Source organism: Xanthobacter sp. YC-JY1 (assembly GCF_021730305.1).
Taxonomy (GTDB): domain Bacteria; phylum Pseudomonadota; class Alphaproteobacteria; order Rhizobiales; family Xanthobacteraceae; genus Xanthobacter; species Xanthobacter flavus.
On record NZ_CP032674.1, the window covers coordinates 4,590,378 to 4,607,722 of the forward strand.

The 17,345-nt window shown below is 68.8% G+C and carries 16 protein-coding genes and 1 riboswitch; of the genes, 11 read left to right on the top strand and 5 right to left on the bottom strand.

The genetic code is table 11. The features are described 5' to 3' along the window. Nucleotides 1-48: 48 nt before the first annotated feature. On the bottom strand, nucleotides 49-450 hold the full coding sequence (locus tag D7006_RS21575) for a hypothetical protein (protein ID WP_237354496.1): 402 nt from the start codon (nucleotides 448-450) through the stop codon (nucleotides 49-51). Between the two features lie 109 nt (nucleotides 451-559). Here D7006_RS21575 and D7006_RS21580 point away from each other — a divergent pair, with 109 nt between their 5' ends. Next, nucleotides 560-1,486 (top strand): diacylglycerol kinase family protein, encoded by a 927-nt coding sequence (locus tag D7006_RS21580; protein WP_237354497.1) that lies wholly within the window; start codon nucleotides 560-562, stop codon nucleotides 1,484-1,486. 38 nt (nucleotides 1,487-1,524) lie between these two features. On the opposite strand, the gene D7006_RS21585 is transcribed toward D7006_RS21580, so the two are convergent. Beyond that, entirely contained in the window at nucleotides 1,525-2,343 is an 819-nt protein-coding gene (locus tag D7006_RS21585; RefSeq protein WP_237354498.1) for a hypothetical protein, read from the bottom strand. Between the two features lie 30 nt (nucleotides 2,344-2,373). Further along, the gene (locus D7006_RS21590) at nucleotides 2,374-2,763 is read right to left on the bottom strand and encodes a hypothetical protein (RefSeq protein ID WP_237354499.1); all 390 of its coding nucleotides are present in this window, start codon (nucleotides 2,761-2,763) and stop codon (nucleotides 2,374-2,376) included. A gap of 413 nt (nucleotides 2,764-3,176) precedes the next feature. Here D7006_RS21590 and D7006_RS21595 point away from each other — a divergent pair, with 413 nt between their 5' ends. Beyond that, on the top strand, nucleotides 3,177-4,658 hold the full coding sequence (locus D7006_RS21595; protein ID WP_029556768.1) for a replicative DNA helicase: 1,482 nt from the start codon (nucleotides 3,177-3,179) through the stop codon (nucleotides 4,656-4,658). Nucleotides 4,659-4,753: 95 nt separating this feature from the next. Then, nucleotides 4,754-5,827 (top strand): alanine racemase, encoded by a 1,074-nt coding sequence (gene alr, locus D7006_RS21600; RefSeq protein ID WP_229646874.1) that lies wholly within the window; start codon nucleotides 4,754-4,756, stop codon nucleotides 5,825-5,827. On the opposite strand, the gene D7006_RS21605 is transcribed toward alr, so the two are convergent. Further along, the gene (locus tag D7006_RS21605) at nucleotides 5,812-6,990 is read right to left on the bottom strand and encodes a Rieske 2Fe-2S domain-containing protein (RefSeq protein WP_237354500.1); all 1,179 of its coding nucleotides are present in this window, start codon (nucleotides 6,988-6,990) and stop codon (nucleotides 5,812-5,814) included. The genes alr and D7006_RS21605 overlap by 16 nt on opposite strands. 279 nt (nucleotides 6,991-7,269) lie before the next feature. Here D7006_RS21605 and radA point away from each other — a divergent pair, with 279 nt between their 5' ends. The 5 genes from radA to D7006_RS21630 all read left to right on the top strand — a co-directional run bounded on the left by radA (nucleotide 7,270) and on the right by D7006_RS21630 (nucleotide 12,402). Continuing rightward, nucleotides 7,270-8,760 carry a DNA repair protein RadA gene (radA, locus tag D7006_RS21610; protein WP_169121785.1) on the top strand — a complete coding sequence of 497 codons (1,491 nt, stop codon included), beginning with the start codon at nucleotides 7,270-7,272 and terminating at the stop codon, nucleotides 8,758-8,760. Nucleotides 8,761-8,868: 108 nt separating this feature from the next. Next, a complete protein-coding gene (locus D7006_RS21615; RefSeq protein ID WP_229646410.1) occupies nucleotides 8,869-9,444 on the top strand; it encodes a CvpA family protein in 576 nt (191 codons plus the stop codon). Between the two features lie 146 nt (nucleotides 9,445-9,590). Beyond that, nucleotides 9,591-11,132 carry an amidophosphoribosyltransferase gene (gene purF / locus D7006_RS21620; protein WP_371744973.1) on the top strand — a complete coding sequence of 514 codons (1,542 nt, stop codon included), beginning with the start codon at nucleotides 9,591-9,593 and terminating at the stop codon, nucleotides 11,130-11,132. A 69-nt stretch (nucleotides 11,133-11,201) separates the two neighbouring features. Continuing rightward, on the top strand, nucleotides 11,202-11,618 hold the full coding sequence (locus D7006_RS21625; RefSeq protein WP_237354501.1) for a VOC family protein: 417 nt from the start codon (nucleotides 11,202-11,204) through the stop codon (nucleotides 11,616-11,618). 40 nt (nucleotides 11,619-11,658) lie between these two features. Beyond that, complete coding sequence (locus D7006_RS21630; protein ID WP_237354502.1) at nucleotides 11,659-12,402, top strand: SDR family NAD(P)-dependent oxidoreductase; 744 nt, start codon at nucleotides 11,659-11,661, stop codon at nucleotides 12,400-12,402. A gap of 755 nt (nucleotides 12,403-13,157) precedes the next feature. Here the strand turns inward: D7006_RS21630 and D7006_RS21635 are convergent. Next, nucleotides 13,158-14,834, bottom strand: a complete 1,677-nt coding sequence (locus tag D7006_RS21635; protein WP_237354503.1) for a lysine--tRNA ligase — start codon at nucleotides 14,832-14,834, stop codon at nucleotides 13,158-13,160. 169 nt (nucleotides 14,835-15,003) lie between these two features. Continuing rightward, nucleotides 15,004-15,105, top strand: a riboswitch (glycine riboswitch). Nucleotides 15,106-15,304: 199 nt separating this feature from the next. On the opposite strand from D7006_RS21635, the gene gcvT reads away from it, so the two are divergent. The 3 genes from gcvT to D7006_RS21650 are packed head-to-tail and all read left to right on the top strand — an operon-like array spanning nucleotide 15,305 to nucleotide 17,342. Continuing rightward, complete coding sequence (gene gcvT / locus D7006_RS21640; protein WP_237354504.1) at nucleotides 15,305-16,471, top strand: glycine cleavage system aminomethyltransferase GcvT; 1,167 nt, start codon at nucleotides 15,305-15,307, stop codon at nucleotides 16,469-16,471. A gap of 2 nt (nucleotides 16,472-16,473) precedes the next feature. Then, entirely contained in the window at nucleotides 16,474-16,845 is a 372-nt protein-coding gene (gcvH, locus tag D7006_RS21645; RefSeq protein ID WP_237354505.1) for a glycine cleavage system protein GcvH, read from the top strand. 20 nt (nucleotides 16,846-16,865) lie between these two features. Further along, nucleotides 16,866-17,342 carry an OsmC family protein gene (locus D7006_RS21650; protein ID WP_168457582.1) on the top strand — a complete coding sequence of 159 codons (477 nt, stop codon included), beginning with the start codon at nucleotides 16,866-16,868 and terminating at the stop codon, nucleotides 17,340-17,342. The last annotated feature ends 3 nt before the right edge of the window (nucleotides 17,343-17,345 follow it).

Below are 17,345 nucleotides of genomic sequence, written 5' to 3' on the forward strand. Positions count from 1 at the left end.
CCCGCCTTGTGCAGTGCGCAACCCGCTGCGACGCAACACGAAGCTGCCCTAGCGCCGGTAAGCCCACAGGCGCAGCTCGTGCTTCAGCCGCCGGAAATCGTGGAAGGTGAAGGCGAGCAGCGCCGTCGCCAGCACCGCCAGCGTGAGGGCGACGGCACCGGACCAGTCCAGCGCCGAGCGAGTGAAGTCGTAGACGAGGTAGGCGAGGAACAGCGTCACGGCGAGGGCCACGCCGTAATAGATCTTTGTGTCCAGCCGGGCGATGAGGATGCCGACGCCGACCCAGATGGCGAGCGCGATCAGGATGGCCCAGCCGAGGCCGAGGCCGAACTGGCGGGCGACGAAATGCCCGCCCACCCAGCACAGCAGCACCGAAACCACGAGCACCAGCAGCCCGGCGCGCAGCCGGAGGATGGAGGAGCCCTTTGCTCCGGTCGGGGCGGTGGACATGATGCACCTCGGTTTCGCGGGCCCGCCGTCGCGGGAACGGCAGGACGAAAGGGAACAACCCGGCCGTGCCAACGCTTGTGCCGGTCTGGAGGATGCCACGATGCGGCGAATGCGGGTCGTACTCAATGCCAAAGCGGGAACCGTCCACGACATGGGACCCGACAAGGTGCGCGACATCGTGGATGAGGCCCTTACCCGGCCGGACCTCGACGTGGACGTGGTGGTAGCGGAAGGCGATGCAATGGCGTCGGCGATCGCCTCGGCCCCGCACGAGGGCTACGACACGGTGGTGGTGGGGGCCGGAGACGGCACCGTCTCCTACGCCGCCTCGGTGTTCGCCAATACCGACGTGACGCTGGGCGTGCTGCCGCTCGGCACCATGAACCTCCTCGCCTACGACATCGGCCTGCCGCGCGATTTGATGGGCGCGCTGGAGGCGCTGCATGACGCAAAGCCCATGCGGGTCGATCTGGGCACGCTCAACGGCCGCCCCTTCCACGGCGTGTCCGGGGTCGGCTTCTTCAGCCAGATGGCCATGGCCCGCGAGCAGCTGCGCGACCGCGGCCGCGCCTTCGGCTGGTTCATGGCGCTGGGACGGGCGGTGTTCCGCTCCGGGCGGATGTCGCTTGAGGTGGAGGTGGCGGGCGCCCGCGAATCCATCGACGCCTATGCCGCCCTCGTCACGGTGAACGCCTTCGACGCCTCGGGCTGGCACCGCTCGCGCCTCGATGGCGGGCAGCTGGAGGTGCTGGTGGCGGAGGATCGGGGCACCCTCGCGCGGCTGCGCACCGGGGCCGAGGTGCTGGTGGACGCCTGGCGCGGCGCGCCGGGCATCCACTCTTTCTCCGCGCGGCGCGTCACCATCCATGCCCGGCGCCGCCGCGCCTGGGTGGCCACCGACGGCGAGGTGACGCGCGAAAGCCTGCCCCTGCGCTACGCCCTCGCCCCCGCCGCGCTCAGCCTTCTGGTCCCGCCCTCCGCCCAGCAGTGGCAGGCGCACGAGCGCGAGGTCCACGAGCGCGATGATGTGACGTGAGTGCGAGGTTCACGAGCGCGACGACGTGACCTGACCGGTCAGACCGGCAGGTCCTCCACCGGGCGGCCCTGATAGCGGATGAGCAGCGGCACGGTGAGCGTCATGGGGTGGGAGATGCCGTGCTCCCACAGGCCGTCCTCGCCCCAGCAATCGCCGTGGTCGCCGCACACCACGATGGTGGCGTTGGCGAAGCTCTCCAGCAGCGGGGCGAGCTTGCGGTCCACATATTCGCAGCACAGGCGCTGGCGCTCCCGGCACTCGGCCGCGCGGTCCACCTTCTGGAACGGCAGGCAGGGATTGTCGGTGCGGTCCCACGGCGCGCCCTCGAAATAATAGGGCACATGGGTCTCGCCCACGTTGAGGAACACGAACAGGTTGCGCCGCGTCTCCCGCCCCACCTGCTTCTCGATAAAGGCGAGCTGGGTGGCGATGCCCTTGTCGCCGGTGAACAGGAACTGCTCGAAGCTGCCGGTGAGCTTCTTGGACACCGGCGTCTTCGGATCGAACCAGCCCATGGCCGCCGCGCCGATGGTCGCGTAGCGGGCATTGCGGAAGCCGTCCACGATGTCGGTACCGCTCACCGAGAAGCCCGGACGGGCATGGCCCGCCGCCCCGGCACGATCCAGCCGGAAGAGCCGCGCGAACTTCGGATTGAGGAACGGCGTCGCCAGCTCCGCCACGCCGGGCGTGAAGCCTGCGAACATGGCGGCATGGGAGGCATAGGTGAAATGCGCCGGCGCCTGCGCCTTGTAGAGGGCGGAGACCTTCTTCATGGCCGGGGCATTGGCCGCGACGAACGTGTCGTAACGGCAGGAGTCGATCGTGATGAAGAGCACGCTGTCAGGGGTGACACGCATGGGCGGCGCCGCTCTCAGAAAGGGGTGACTTCAGTTGCCGCCGTCATTGTTGGCCTCGCCGCATGTGTAGCCGACGAAGCAGCGCGGATTGTCCGAGGTCGGCATCCAGGCCGGAGAGGTGCTCTGGTCATCCTGGCAATAGCGCTGGTCGCGCACATAGCGCTGCGCGTTGCCGCCGCCGGTGGGGATGAGGATGAAGCCCTGCGAGTTCACCACCTGACGCACGCCGGAGCAGGTGGAGGGCGGCACCGGAATGGCCATGTAGCCTTCGGGCGGCGGCTGATTCTGTCCGTAGATGGCGGTTCCGTCGATCGGAACCGGCAGCGGCCCCGCGCCGAGATCGGAGGGCGGCGCCAGCGGATCGCCTTGGGCGAGCGCCAGAGAGGATGCGAGAAGCGACGGGACGACAAGGGCCGCCATCAACATCCGCGCGCGCAACGCGGGTGCCCCACGCGCGGCCGCCCGCGACGTTCCGGACTGGACAGAACGCATCACTTTTCCCCCTAAGTGCCGCCGCGGCAAGCCTGTAGCGCACCTTGCGTCGGCTGGCAAAGAATACCGCGCAAAATCCGCGCCGCGGCTCGGTTTCTGCCCCGTTCAAGGTGCGTCGCCCTTTTGTCACGTTTGGCCCGGCGAATTGCTGCATCACGGGAATGACGCGTGGAGGCGCGTGGCGGTTCCCGGCCCTCTTAGCCGGCGGGGCTTTGCCCGTTATCCCCACTGTCATCCACGGGGGAAAAATCCGCCCGCGCGCTGCTGGCGCTGGGGCATTCGATCTTGCTACACCACCTCCCCAAACCCAAGAATTGCCCAATCAGGGGATTGTCGGCTTCATGCTCGATCTGTCGGACAAGGGCGACCTCGAACCCACCTACCGTCAGGCGCCACACAATGTGGAGGCCGAGCAGGCGCTCCTGGGCGCCATCCTCGTCAACAACGAGGCCTTCTACCGCGTCTCCGACTTCCTTGAGCCGCGCCATTTCTACGAGCCCATCCATGCCCGCGTCTTCGAGCTGGCCTCGGCGCTGATCCGCGCCGGCAAGCTGGCGACGCCGGTCACCATCAAGACCTTCCTGCCTGCCGACCTGGATGTGGCCGGCCTCACCGGGCCGCAATACCTCGCCCGCCTCGCGGCGGAGGCGACCACCGTTATCAATTCCGAGGATTACGGCCGCACCATCTATGACCTCTCGGTGCGGCGCGACCTGATCCGCATCGGCGAGGAGATCGTCAACGAGGCCTATGACGCCCCGGTGGACGCCACCCCGCAGGACCAGATCGAGGAGGCGGAAAAGCGCCTCTACGAGATCGCCGAGACCGGGCGCTATGACGGCGGCTTCCAGCGCTTCGGCGAGGCGCTGCGCGAATCGGTGGACATGGCCTCCAAGGCCTTCCAGCGCGACGGCCACCTCTCCGGCATCGCCACCGCCCTCGACGACCTCGACCACCAGATGGGCGGCCTCCAGCCGTCGGACCTTGTGATTCTCGCCGGCCGACCGGCCATGGGCAAGACCTCGCTCGCCACCAACATCGCCTTCAACATCGCCGCCGCCTATCGCGGCGAGACCCGGCCGGACGGCTCCACGGAGACCGTCTCCGGCGGCGTGGTGGGCTTCTTCTCGCTGGAAATGTCGGCCGAGCAGCTCGCCACCCGTATCCTCGCCGAGCAGGCGGAAATCGCCTCCTACAAGATCCGCCGCGGCGACATCTCGGAAAGCGAGTTCTCCAAGCTCGCCGCCGCCGCCCAGACCATGCAGACCATTCCGCTCTATATCGACGACACTGGCGGCATCTCCATCGCCCAGCTGGTGGCGCGGGCGCGGCGGCTGAAGCGCCAGCGCGGGCTGGACTTCATGGTCATCGACTATCTCCAGCTGCTCTCCGGCTCCTCCAAGGCGTCGTCGCAGAACCGCGTGCAGGAGATCACCGAGATAACGACGGGCCTGAAGGCCCTGGCGAAGGAGCTGCAGGTGCCGGTGATGGCCCTGTCCCAGCTCTCGCGTCAGGTGGAAGCCCGCGATGACAAACGGCCGCAGCTTTCGGACCTGCGTGAATCCGGCTCGATCGAGCAGGACGCCGACGTCGTCATGTTCGTTTACCGGGAGGAGTATTATCTTAAAAGCAAGGAGCCGAAGCCCGGCACAGAGGAGTGGTTCAAGTGGGAGATCGAGATGAAGGCGGCCGAGAACACGGCCGAAATCATCATCGGAAAGCAGCGCCACGGTCCGACGGGGACGGTGAAGGTGCATTTCGAGCCGCAATTCACCCGCTTCTCCAACCTGGCGCGGGAGGACCACCTGCCGGATCGCCACTGACGGGCGAACCGCAGGCAACGGAGGACTCCGCCACGACCGAGGCTGCCGCAGAACAGGCCGCGCGCGAGGAGCGCGAGGCGGGCGCTGTTCTCACCATCGATCTTAGCGCCGTCGCCGACAACTGGCGCACCCTGGCCGCCCTCTCCGCGCCGGCCGAATGCGCGGCGGTGGTGAAGGCCAATGCCTATGGCCTCGGCATCGACCGCGTCGCCCCGGCCCTGTGGAAGGCCGGCGCCCGCACCTTCTTCGTCGCCCATTTCAAGGAGGCGCTGAAGCTGCGCGGGCTGCTGCCCGAGGCGGTGATCTACGTGCTCAACGGCCTGTTGCCGGAGACCGCCGCCGACCATGTGGCGGCGAACCTGCGGCCGGTGCTGGGCTCGGTGCCCGAAATCACCGAGTGGAGCGACTTCTGCCGCGCGCAGGGCGCCGACCTGCCCACCGCCATCCATGTGGATACCGGCATGAACCGGCTCGGCCTCTCGGTGGACGAGGCGGTGCAGCTCGCCGGCACGCGCAAGATGCTCGGCTTCACGCCGAGCCTCGTCATGAGCCACCTCGCCTGCGCCGACACGCCCGGCCATGCGCTCACCGCCCGCCAGCGCGCGGTGTTCGCCGACGTGATCCGCCGCTTCCGCGGCGTGCCGGGCTCGCTGGCCAATTCGGCCGGCACCCTGCTCGGCCGGGATTTCCGCTTCGAGCTGGTCCGTCCGGGCATCTTCCTCTATGGCGGCGTCGCCATCACCGGCGTGCCGCCGCTGCGCCCGGCGGTGCGGCTGGAGGTGAAGATCATCCAGATCTCCAACGTCGCGGCCGGCGAGACCGTGGGCTATGGCGCGGCCGAGCGGCTGAAGCGGCCGAGCCGCCTCGCCACCGTGTCCATCGGCTATGCGGACGGGCTGTTCCGCGCCGCCGGCTCCTCCGACCTCGCCAAGGGGGTGGAGGCCATCGTCGCCGGCCGGCGCTGCCATCTCGTCGGGCGCGTCTCCATGGACCTCGCCACCCTCGACATCACCGACCTGCCCGAGGACGCGGTGCAGCGGGGCGACGTGGCGGTGTTCCTCGGCGACGGCATCAGCGTGGACGACCTCGCCGCCCGCTCCGGCACCATCGGCTACGAGGTGCTCACCTCCCTCGGCGCCCGCTACGCCCGCCGCTACATCGGCGGCTGAGGGGCGAAGGGCTTGGGGGCGGCGGTCTCCCGTGCGGCGGACACTTCCGCCGCATAGGTCTCCTCGAACCAGCCGATGCGCTTCTCGAAGGCGGGGCTCAGGCGCTGGTCCTCGGTGATCTGGCGGGCGACGCTCTGCTGGCCCTCGCACACCGCATTGTCCTCGGCCAGCACGCGGCGCGCAAAGAAGGGGACGATGCGGGCGATCATCTTCTGCGCGAAGCGGTCGAACACGCCGAGCAGCCCCGGCCGCGGCGGCGCGATCGGGCCATCGATGAGCCAGCCCTCCAGCCGCGAGCGGTCATGGGCCAGCGGCGCATAGCGCAGCACCATCACCGAATAATAGGAGCGGCCGAGGAGATCTATGGTGTGGAACTGGGACGCCCCGAAGGTGGGGAACAGGTTCACGATCAGATAATCGCGGGCGCGGTAGGTGCCGGCCCGGCAATCGGCGAGCACCCCCGCCAGCGGGTCGTCCCCCGGCTCGGTGGTATAGGCGCTGTGCCGGCCGAAGCGGGCATAGGTGACCTCCTTCGCCTTCAGATAGCCGTTGGCGCCGAAGGTGGAGGGGTGGACGGCGACGATATGGTAGTCGTCCAGCGTCACATGGGTGAGGAACTTCCAGTTGGCCGGCACCTCCCCGCCGAAGCGGGTGAAGGTGCTCCCAGGCGGGCAGAGCGCGGCGAGCATGGGCGCGGCATCGCCGAGAAAGTCCGCGAGCGTTTCCCCGTCCGGATCGGGAAAGCGGCCGAACACGAGGCCGGCGAACGCCTCCACCTCGATGGGCTTCAGATGCGCGTTGAGCTGCTTCGGCAGGCAACCATAGGCCTCGTCGCAGACCGGAATGCCCAGCGCCTGCCCCTCGGCATTGTAGCGCCAGTGATGGAAGGCGCAGACCATGGCCCCCTTCCCGCTCCGCTCGCGGCGGATGGGATGGAAGCGGTGGGCGCAGACATTCTCGAAGCCGCGCAGCCGGTCGCCGAAGCGCTGGATGAAGACGGAGCGTCCGCCGAGATCGGTGCGGAACCACTGGCCGTCCTGCGCCACCTCCCCGTCGAGGCAGAGGAAGGTCCACACCCGGCCCAGCGCCTGCTGCTCGGCGGTGAAGGCCGCGGGATCGATGGCCGCGCGCACCCATTCGGCGGGCTGGCCGGCGGACGGCACCGGCCGGGCCGGCTCTTGCGGCGTAGGTGCGGGAGCAGGGCTGTCTCGAAACACGGGCGATCCCCTGACGTGACGGAGAAGGGCAGCGCAGCGTGATTAGCAGAGGTGTCCCGTTCCCGCCATCTGGGGATGCGCCGCAGCCGCCGCGCAACCCCGGATGCGAAGCCTGGGACTGCTGCAGGCCCATAGGGCAGCGATGGGGTATATAGAGAACATCGCCCGAGATTCGGGCCGCTTCCTCCAGACCCGGCCGGCCCGCCCGCGCCGAGGGTGATGCTCATGGCCCGGCGCGACTCGTCCTTCATCTGCCAGTCCTGCGGCGCGGTCTATGCGCGCTGGCAGGGCAAGTGCGAAGCGTGCGGCGGCTGGAACACCATTTCCGAGGAGGTGGCGGTGGCCGCCAGCGTGCCCGCCGCGCAGCGTTCCGGCCGCAAGGGCCGCGCGGTGGTGCTGGAAAAGCTGGAGGGCACGGCCAAGCCCGCCCCGCGCCTCGTCTCCGGCATCGGCGAGCTCGACCGGGTCGCGGGCGGCGGCTTCGTGCCCGGCTCCATCCTGCTCATCGGCGGCGATCCCGGCATCGGCAAGTCCACCTTGCTGGTACAGGCCTCGGCCGCGCTGGCGCAGCGCGGGCAACGGGTCGTCTACGTCTCCGGCGAGGAGGCAGTGGACCAGGTGCGCCTGCGCGCCCAGCGATTGGGACTGGAAAAGGCCGAGGTGGGCCTCGCCGCCGAGACCAATGCGGAGAACATCATCGCTACCCTGTCGGGCGGGCCGCCCGTTCACATGGTCGTGATCGATTCCATCCAGACCATGTGGTCGGACAGCGTGGAGAGCGCGCCGGGAACGGTGACGCAGGTCCGCACCTCGGCCCAGTTGCTGGTGCGCTACGCCAAGCAGACGGGCGCCTGCGTCATCCTCGTCGGCCACGTCACCAAGGATGGGCAGATCGCCGGCCCGCGCGTGGTGGAGCACATGGTGGACGCGGTGTTCTCCTTCGAGGGCGACGGCGGCCACCAGTTCCGCATCCTGCGCGCGCAGAAGAACCGCTTCGGCCCCACCGACGAGATCGGCGTGTTCGAGATGACCGGCCGCGGCCTCTCCGAGGTGGCCAACCCCTCCGAGCTGTTCCTCTCCAACCGCGACGCCGGCGCGCCGGGTACTGCGGTATTCGCCGGCATGGAGGGCACCCGCCCGGTGCTGGTTGAGATCCAGGCGCTGGTCGCCCCCTCTTCGCTGGGCACCCCGCGCCGGGCGGTGGTGGGGTGGGACCCCAACCGCCTCTCCATGGTGCTGGCGGTGCTGGATGCCCGCTGCGGCGTGCGGCTCGGCGGGCACGACGTCTATCTCAACGTGGCCGGCGGGCTGAAGATCGGCGAGCCGGCGGCGGACCTCGCGGTGGCCGCCGCCCTCGTCTCCTCCCTCACCGGCGCGCCCTTGCCGGCGGATGCGGTGCATTTCGGCGAGGCGAGCCTCACCGGCGCGGTGCGGCCGGTGTCGCAGGCGCAGGCGCGGCTGAAGGAGGCGGCGAAGCTCGGCTTCGCCAGCGCCGTCATCCCCTCCGGCGGCCTCGACGGTCTCGACCCGCCGGTGTCGGTGCGGCCGGTGTCCTCTTTGGCGGAGCTGGTGGCGGGCATCGCAGCCAGCGCGCCCCGCCGCGCTCCGCGCGAGACGCGCGACACTGCCATGCGCGAAACGCGGGGCTCGAACGACCGCAATCCCCCGCAAAGGGCTGTCCAGCATGCGGATTGGGGCGACGACGAGGAAAGGTGACGCGGGCGGGCGCGCAAGCTATATCAGCCCCGCGGCTGGGCTCTCCGGGGGTGGGCGGGTCGCGCGCATGCGCGTCCGGCGGTGCGCCCATCACGGATCGATGCGCCGATGCCCATAACCTTGCTCGACATTATCGTTCTCTCGGTGATGCTGATTTCCGGCATCCTGGCAATGGTGCGCGGCTTTCTGCGGGAAGTCTTCTCCATCCTGTCCTGGGCTGTCGCGGCCGGCGTCACCGTCTATTTCTACAAGTCCGCTTTGCCTGTGGTGAAGCAATACATCTCGCAGGACTCGGCAGCTCTTGCGGTGACGGTGGCGTTGCTGTTCCTCGGCACACTGCTCATCGCCTCCATCATCACCGCGCGCATCTCGGACCTGGTGCTCGACAGCCGAATCGGCGCCCTCGACCGCACGCTGGGCTTCGCCTTCGGCCTCGCCCGCGGGCTGCTGCTGATGGTGATCGCGCTGCTGTTCTTCAACTGGCTAGTGCCGCCGGAGAAGCAGCCGCCGTGGGTCGCCAACGCAAAATCGCTTCCCGCCATCACGAAAGCGGGGGAGTGGCTGAAGGCGCAGTTGCCGGATGACCCTGAAAACACCATTTTGAACAAGTTGAAGAAGCCGCCCGCCGCAGAGGAGGGCGACACGCCTGCCGCCCCGGCCGCCCCGACGGGGGGACAGCGGTAGGTTTCTTTTGGGGGCAGCAACTGACCGGCCGGCCGGCCGGGACATCCACGCGGGGGCGCTGAGCCTTCCGCGCTATGGGTGTTCCCGCTCCGACCTCCCGGCGCAAGCTCGCACGGCGCTGCCTGACCGGCCCGCGCGGAGGGTGCATGATGGACTTGGGATGTGACGGGCCGATCTCAGTGGCCGGCGGAGACTCTTTCCGCGCGGATGGCGAACCCCTCGCGGGCGGTCGCGCCGATCTCGATCTCGACCTGAACGGCGATCGCCTCCGCGAGGAATGCGGCGTCTTCGGCATCTACAATCACCCAGAGGCCGCGGCGATCACCGCCATCGGCCTCCACGCCCTCCAGCATCGCGGACAGGAAGCCGCCGGCATCGTCTCCTATGACGGCCGCCGCTTCCATTCCGAGCGCCGCCTCGGCCTCGTGGGCGATGCCTTCTCCGACGCCGGCGTCATCGCCCGCCTGCCCGGCGACAGCGCGGTCGGCCACGTGCGCTACTCCACCACCGGCGAGACCCTGCTGCGCAACGTGCAGCCGCTGTTCGCCGAGTTGGATGCCGGCGGCTTCGCCGTGGGCCACAACGGCAACCTCACCAACGGCCTCACGCTGCGCCGCCAGCTGGTGCGCGAAGGCGCCATCACCCAGTCCACCACGGACACCGAGGTGATCCTCCATCTCGTGGCGCGCTCCCGCAAGCCGCGCTTCGTGGACCGCTTCATCGACGCCATCCGCACGCTGGAAGGCGCCTATTCGCTGGTGGCGCTCACCAACAAGAAGCTCATCGGCGCCCGCGACCCCCTCGGCATCCGCCCGCTGGTGCTCGGCTCGCTGGACGGCTCCCCCATCCTCGCCTCCGAGACCTGCGCCCTCGACATCATCGGCGCGCGCTATGTGCGCGACATCGAGAACGGCGAAGTCATCGTGATCGACGAGGAGGGCGTGCAGTCCTTCAAGCCGTTCCCGGAGATGGCGCCGCGGCCCTGCATCTTCGAGTACATCTATTTCGCCCGGCCGGATTCCGTGGTGGGCGGGCGCTCGGTCTACCAGGTGCGCAAGAATATGGGCCGCGTGCTGGCCACCGAAAGCCCGGCCAATGCGGACGTGATCGTCCCGGTGCCGGATTCCGGCGTGCCGGCGGCCATCGGCTTCTCCCAGACCTCGGGCATCCCCTACGAGCTGGGCATCATCCGCAACCACTATGTGGGCCGCACCTTCATCCAGCCCACCCAGTCCATCCGCGACCAGGGCGTGCGCATGAAGCACTCCGCCAACCGCTCGGTGGTGGAGGGCAAGAGCATCGTCCTCGTGGACGACAGCCTCGTGCGCGGCACCACCTCGGTGAAGATCGTGCAGATGATGCGCGATGCCGGCGCCAAGGAGGTGCATTTCCGCATCGCCTCGCCGCCCATCACCCATCCCGACTATTACGGCATCGACACGCCGGACCGGGACAAGCTGCTCGCCGCCACCCACGATCTCGAAGGCATGCGCCGCTATATCGGCGCGGATTCGCTGGCCTTCCTCTCGGTGGACGGCGTCTACCGCGCCATGGGCTTCGAGGGGCGCGACCCGGTGAAGCCGCAATTCACCGACCACTGCTTCACCGGCGACTATCCGACGCCTCTGACCGACCGCGCCGGCGCGGTGGCCCAGCAGCAGCTCTCGCTGCTCGCCGAAGCAAGCTGAGGGAACACCCCTCCGCCTTGCGGCGTCTCCGGAGCGGCGGCATAACTGCCGCAACGGAAGGGGACGCCCATGGCCGAAATGAACACCTGGCACCGCGGCCGGCTCATCGATCACATCCAGCTCGTGGTGCGCGACCTTGAGGCCGCGCGCCGCTTCTACGGCGCGGCCCTCGCCGCGCTGGGCGTGCCCGTGATGGACGGGGACGGCTATTTCTATGCGGACGAACTGTTCGTGAGCACGGGCGAGCCGCTGACCGGCCGTGCCCACCTCGCCTTCCAGGCTCCGGACCGCGAGACCGTGCAGCGCTTTTACGATGCCGCCCTCGCCGCCGGCGGCACGGACAACGGGGCACCGGGCCTGCGCCCCTATCACGCGGACTATTACGCCGCCTTCGTGCTCGACCCCGATGGCAACAACATCGAGGCGGTGTATCACGGTCCGGCCGAGCGCTCCGCGCCCTCGGTGGAGATCCGGGCCACAAGCTGAGCCCCAGAAGCTGAGTCCACGAACAAAAGGACATCCGACCGTGACCGACCGGCCGCTTGCCGAAAAGATCGCCCTCGTCACCGGCGCCACGCGCGGCATCGGCGCCGCCACCGCGGTGGCGCTGGCCAAAGCCGGCGCGCATGTGGTGTGCGTGGGCCGCTCGGAAGGCGGGCTGCAGGAGGTGGACGATAACATCCGTGCCGTCGGCGGCAGCGCCACTTTGGTGCCGCTGAACCTCAAGGATTCCGACGGCATCGACCGGCTCGGCGGCGCGCTCTATGAGCGCTACGGCCGCCTCGACATCTATGTGGCCAATGCCGGCGTGCTCGGCCCGCTCTCCCCGCTCGGCCACGTCTTCCCGAAGGACTGGGAGGACACGGTGGCAGTGAACCTCACCGCCAACTGGCGCTGCGTGCGCTCCTTCGACCCGCTGCTGAAGCTCTCCCCGGCCGGCCGGGCGGTGGTGGTCACCTCGGGCGCGGCGAGCAAGGCGCGCGCCTATTGGGGGCCTTATGCCATCACCAAGGCAGGCCTCGAGGTGATGGCCCGCACCTGGGCGGACGAGAGCGTCTCCGGCAATCTGAAGGTCAACCTCTTCAACCCCGGCCCCATCCGCACCTTGATGCGCGCCAAGGCCTTCCCCGGCGAAGACCCGTCCAGCCTGCCGGCGCCGGAAGATGCGGCCGAGGCCATCCTGCCCTTGTGCCTGCCTACCTTCATGGAAACCGGCAAGCTCTACGACTTCCCGCAGAAGAAGCTGCTCAGCTTCCAGATGCCGGCGTAGGCGCATCTCGAAGGGCTGTCATCGTCCGGCGCGTCCGGGCGATGACAGTTGCGGAAGCCGAGAAGACCGTCGACGCAGAACCCACTCAAGCCTGCCCGCCGTCATGCCCGGGCTTGTCCCGGGCATCCACGTCGGGCCGAAAAGCAGCCTTCGGAAGCCTTGCCCGGCCGAGCCACGTGGATGGCCGGGACAAGCCCGGCCATGACGGTTGCGCGAATACCTCAGACCGTTGCGTTACTGCACTCAGGCGCCTCCCCTCGCGGGAGAGGCGCCGGGGGAGAGGGGGCTGGCGCGGCCAATCCAGCATCGGGACAAGAGGCGCGACACCCCTCACCCCAACCCTCTCCCGCAAGGGGAGAGGGAGCGCGGCTGCGAGAGCCGAGAAGACCGTCAGCGCAGAACCGGCTCAAGCCTATCCGCCGTCATGCCCGGGCTTGTCCCGGGCACCAACGTCGTGCCGATAGGGCAACCTTCGGAAGCCGCGCCCGGCCGAGCCACATGGATGGCCGGGACAAGCCCGGCCATGACGAGATGGCGCGAATACCTCAGACCGCTGCATTGCCGGGCTATGGGCCTCCCCTCTCCCCTTGCGGGAGAGGGGCCGGGGGTGAGGGGGCTGGCGCGGCCAATCCAGCATCAGGGACGAAGGGCGCGACACCCCTCACCCCAGCCCTCTCCCGCAAGGGGAGAGGGAGCAGGACGGCGAAAGGCGAGGAGCATGTGAGCGCAGAACCCGCTCAAGCCACCCGCCCCGCTCACGCCGCCGCCAGTTCTCCCGCCAGCGCCTTGCGGATCAGCTCGCGCGTCTCGGCCACGCCGTAGATGGCGACGAAGGAGCCGAAGCGGGGGCCGCGTTCCAGGCCGAGGAGCACTTGGTAGAGCGTATTGAACCATTCCACCGAGACGCCCGGCCGCTCGGGCGTGGCGCCCTTGGCCTTGAGGTCCTGGTAGCGCGGGATGGGGCGCGCCACGTCGTAGAGCACGGTCTGGATCTCGTCGGCGCTCGCGCCCGCCGGCAGAGCGGCCAGCGCCACGTCGAGCTTCGTGAGGGCGTCCCGCTCCACATCGTCGGGGGTGCGGAAGACCTTGTTCGGCTTCACGAAGTCATGGAAATAGCGCACCGCATAGCCCACCAGCTCGTGCAGCTTGGGGTGCGTCTGGTCGGACACGCCGGGCACATGGCGCTTCAGGAAGCCCCACAGCACGCTCTCGTCTTCCGTGTTGGAGGCGGAGGCGAGGTTGAGGAGCATGGTGAAGCTCACCGGCATGTCCACGTCCGGCGGGTTGCCGGCATGGATGTGATAGACCGGGTTGCCGAAACGCAGCTTCCAGTCCTGCTGCGGATAGCGGGCGAGGAAGTTGAAATACTCGTCCACCGCCTTCGGGATCACGTCGAAGTGCAGCTTCTTCGCCGAGCGGGGCGACTGGAACATGTAGAGCGCGAGGCTCTCCGGGCTCGCATAGGTCAGCCACTCGTCGATGGTGAGGCCGTTGCCCTTGGACTTGGAGATCTTCTGGCCCTTCTCGTCCAGGAACAGTTCATAGACGAAATGCTCCGGCGCGGTGCCGCCGAGGATCTGGCAGATCCTGTCGTAGATGGGCGCGTTGGTCTGGTGGTCCTTGCCGAACATCTCGAAATCGACGTCGAGCGCGGCCCAGCGGGCGCCGAAATCCGGCTTCCACTGCAGCTTCACCTTGCCGCCGGTGACGGGAAGGGTCAGCTCGGTGCCGTCCTCGTCGTCGAAGGTGATGGTGCCGGCCTTGGCGTCCACCTTCTTCAGCGGCACGTAGAGCACGCGCCCCGAGGTGGGGGAGATGGGCAGGAAGGGTGAATAGGTCGCCTGCCGCTCCTCGCCGAGGGTGGGCAGCATGACGGCCATGATCTCATCGTACTTCTCGGCGGCCTTCAGCAGCACGGCGTCGAGCTTGCCGGAGAAGTAGTATTCGGTGGCGCTGGCGAATTCGTAGTCGAAGCCGAAGGTGTCGAGGAAGCGCCGGAGCATGGCGTTGTTGTGCGCGCCGAAGCTCGGATAGTCGCCGCCGAAGGGGTTCGGCACCTTGGTGAGCGGCATCTGGAGGTAGGGCACGAGCGCGGCCGGGTCCGGCACGTTCTCGGGAATCTTGCGCATGCCGTCCATGTCGTCGGAGAAGCACAGAAGGCGCGTCTTCACCTTGTCTTGCGTGAGGATGCGGAAGGCGTGCCGCACCATGGTGGTGCGCGCCACCTCGCCGAAGGTGCCGATGTGCGGCAGGCCCGAGGGGCCGTAGCCGGTCTCGAACAGCACCTCCGCCTTGGGCCGCTTCTTCAGCCGCTCCACCAGCTTGCGGGCCTCCTCGAACGGCCAGGCGGTGGCCGTTTCCGCGACGGTCTTCAGCTCGGCGGCAAGCTGAGCCGGGTCGGCGGGGGCAAGCGAGGCTTCGGACGAGGACATGACAGGCTCCGGAAAAGGAGCGCGAACTTAGAAATGCAGCCGCCCGGCGTCAACGCGACGGCGTGTGACGGGCTCCCCCGCTCGTGCGTTGACGCCGGGCGGCAAACGCCTATGCTGCACCCGCGTTCCGGATGCCCCGGCGAAAAGGGCAGAGGGAACGCGACATCGGACGATCCCTGCGGGAGAGACCGGCTGCCTCAGGTGAGGCGGGCCGGCGCCGAAGGCGCAACCGCCCCGGAACCGCTCAGGCACCAAGGGCCGCAGGGGGACGAAACTCTGGAAAGCAGCCGTGCTGCGCCTTCACCGGCGCGGCTGGGCTCACCGAAGGAGTAAGCCGTGCCCTTCCACGAGGCGCGGTGAAATCTCTCAGGTCGGCAGACAGAGGGGGCGCCGCGCGGGTCGCGCAGGACCACCGTATCGGTTGGGTCTGCAACGCCCGGAAATTGGCGCTGTTCGTCCCGGAGCCTCCATTGGCATCGTCCCCCGATTCGCATTCCCCCTCCGAGCCTTTGCTCGAAACCCCGCTGGCCGCCGCCCACGTAGCGCTCGGTGCCCGCATGGTCCCGTTCGCGGGCTACCTCATGCCGGTCCAGTATCCCGAGGGCATCCTCGCGGAGCACAATTGGACCCGCACCCATGCCGGCCTGTTCGACGTCTCCCACATGGGCCAGGCGCTGCTCGTCGGACCGGACCACGAGACCACCGCGCGGGCGCTGGAAGCCCTCGCCCCGGCGGATTTCGTGACCCTCGCCCCCGGCAAGCAGCGCTATTCTCAGCTCACGGCCGAAGACGGTGGCATCCGCGACGATTTCATGGCCACCCGCCCGGCGGACCCCGAGACCGACGGCACGCTGATCCTCGTGGTCAACGCCGCCTGCAAGGGCGACGACTTCGCCCACATCGAGGCCCACCTCCCCGACACCGTGAAACTGGTGCAGCGCCCCGAGCGGGCGCTCCTCGCCCTTCAGGGGCCGGAGGCGGCCATGGTGCTGGCGCGCCATTGCTCGGAGGCGGCGGACCTCGACTTCATGACCGCTTTGCCCCTCGCCTTCGACGGCGTGCCCGTTGAGGTCTCCCGCTCCGGCTATACCGGCGAGGACGGCTACGAGATCTCCGTCGCGGCGGAGGATGCGCCCGCTTTGTGGGCGGCGCTGCTGGCCGAGCCGGAGGTGAAGGCCATCGGCCTCGGCGCCCGGGATAGCCTCAGGCTGGAAGCCGGGCTCTGCCTCTATGGCCACGACATCGATCTTTCCACCTCCCCCGTGGAGGCGGCTTTGGTCTGGTCCATCCAGAAGCGGCGGCGCCTTGAGGGCGGCTTTCCCGGCGCGGCGCGCGTCCAGCGCGAGCTGGCGGAAGGCCCGGCCCGCGTGCGCGTCGGCCTGAAGCTGGACGGCCGCGCACCGGCCCGCGAAGGCGCGGAGATCGCCTCCGGTGGCGAGATTGTCGGCCGCGTCACCTCGGGCGGCTTCGCCCCGACGCTGCAGGCGCCCATCGCCATGGGCTATGTGCCGCCGGCACTGTCCGCGCCCGGCACCCGCCTCGACATCCTGGTGCGCGGCAAGGCTCTGCCGGCCGTCGTCACCGCTCTTCCCTTCGTACCCACGCGCTATGCGCGCAAGCAGAAAACCGGGGGCTGACCATGACCGTGCGCTACACCAAGGACCACGAATATGTCCGCATCGACGGCGACGTGGCGGTGGTCGGCATCTCCGACTACGCCCAGGGCCAGCTCGGCGACGTGGTGTTCGTGGAGCTTCCCGACATCGGCAAGTCCGTCACCCGCGGCAAGGAAGCCGCCGTGGTGGAGAGCGTGAAGGCCGCCAGCGAGGTCTATGCCCCCATCTCCGGCGAGGTGGTCGAGGTCAACAGCGAGCTGGAAGGCGCGCCCGGCCTCGTCAACGAGGATGCCGAGGGCAAGGGCTGGTTCCTGAAGCTGAAGATCGCCGATGCCGCAGAGCTGTCCGAGCTGATGGACGAGGCCGCCTACAAGGCCTTCCTCGACACGCTCTGACGCGCGGAAAGGCGGACCCCATGAGCGACGACACCCCCATTGCCACCGTCCGCTGGGAACGCGGCGACGCCGTCTTCACGGACGGCCGCTATCCCCGCGCGCACCAATGGATGTTCGACGGGCTGACCGTGCCCGGCTCGTCCTCGCCCGCGGTGGTCCGCCTGCCCTTGTCGAAGGCCGATGCGGTGGACCCGGAAGAGGCGCTCGCCGCCTCCCTCTCCGCCTGCCACATGTTGTTCGTGCTGGATTTCGCCCGCCGCGGCGGCTTCTGCATCGACGTCTACGAGGACAAGGTGATGGCCGCGTTCGGCAAGACCGAGCGGGGCAAGACCTGGATTTCCCGCATCGCGCTCAACCCCGCCATCGTCTTCTCGGGCGACAAAACGCCGACGGCCGAAGACGTGGCGGCATTGCACGACAAGGCCCACGACGAATGCTTCGTGGCCAATTCCCTGCGCTCGGAGGTGGTCATCACCCCGAGCTTCACCATCGCCTGAAAC

Bases quoted from the DNA above. Each gene is read 5' to 3' on its own strand.
- D7006_RS21595 (WP_029556768.1), top strand. From the start codon at position 3,177: ATGCTCGATCTGTCGGACAAGGGCGACCTCGAACCCACCTACCGTCAG.
- purF (WP_371744973.1), top strand. From the start codon at position 9,591: ATGATGGACTTGGGATGTGACGGGCCGATCTCAGTGGCCGGCGGAGAC.
- D7006_RS21615 (WP_229646410.1), top strand. From the start codon at position 8,869: ATGCCCATAACCTTGCTCGACATTATCGTTCTCTCGGTGATGCTGATT.
- D7006_RS21625 (WP_237354501.1), top strand. From the start codon at position 11,202: ATGGCCGAAATGAACACCTGGCACCGCGGCCGGCTCATCGATCACATC.
- gcvH (WP_237354505.1), top strand. From the start codon at position 16,474: ATGACCGTGCGCTACACCAAGGACCACGAATATGTCCGCATCGACGGC.
- radA (WP_169121785.1), top strand. From the start codon at position 7,270: ATGGCCCGGCGCGACTCGTCCTTCATCTGCCAGTCCTGCGGCGCGGTC.
- D7006_RS21650 (WP_168457582.1), top strand. From the start codon at position 16,866: ATGAGCGACGACACCCCCATTGCCACCGTCCGCTGGGAACGCGGCGAC.
- D7006_RS21585 (WP_237354498.1), bottom strand. From the start codon at position 2,343: ATGCGTGTCACCCCTGACAGCGTGCTCTTCATCACGATCGACTCCTGC.
- D7006_RS21580 (WP_237354497.1), top strand. From the start codon at position 560: ATGCGGGTCGTACTCAATGCCAAAGCGGGAACCGTCCACGACATGGGA.
- D7006_RS21575 (WP_237354496.1), bottom strand. From the start codon at position 450: ATGTCCACCGCCCCGACCGGAGCAAAGGGCTCCTCCATCCTCCGGCTG.
- D7006_RS21590 (WP_237354499.1), bottom strand. From the start codon at position 2,763: ATGGCGGCCCTTGTCGTCCCGTCGCTTCTCGCATCCTCTCTGGCGCTC.
- D7006_RS21635 (WP_237354503.1), bottom strand. From the start codon at position 14,834: ATGTCCTCGTCCGAAGCCTCGCTTGCCCCCGCCGACCCGGCTCAGCTT.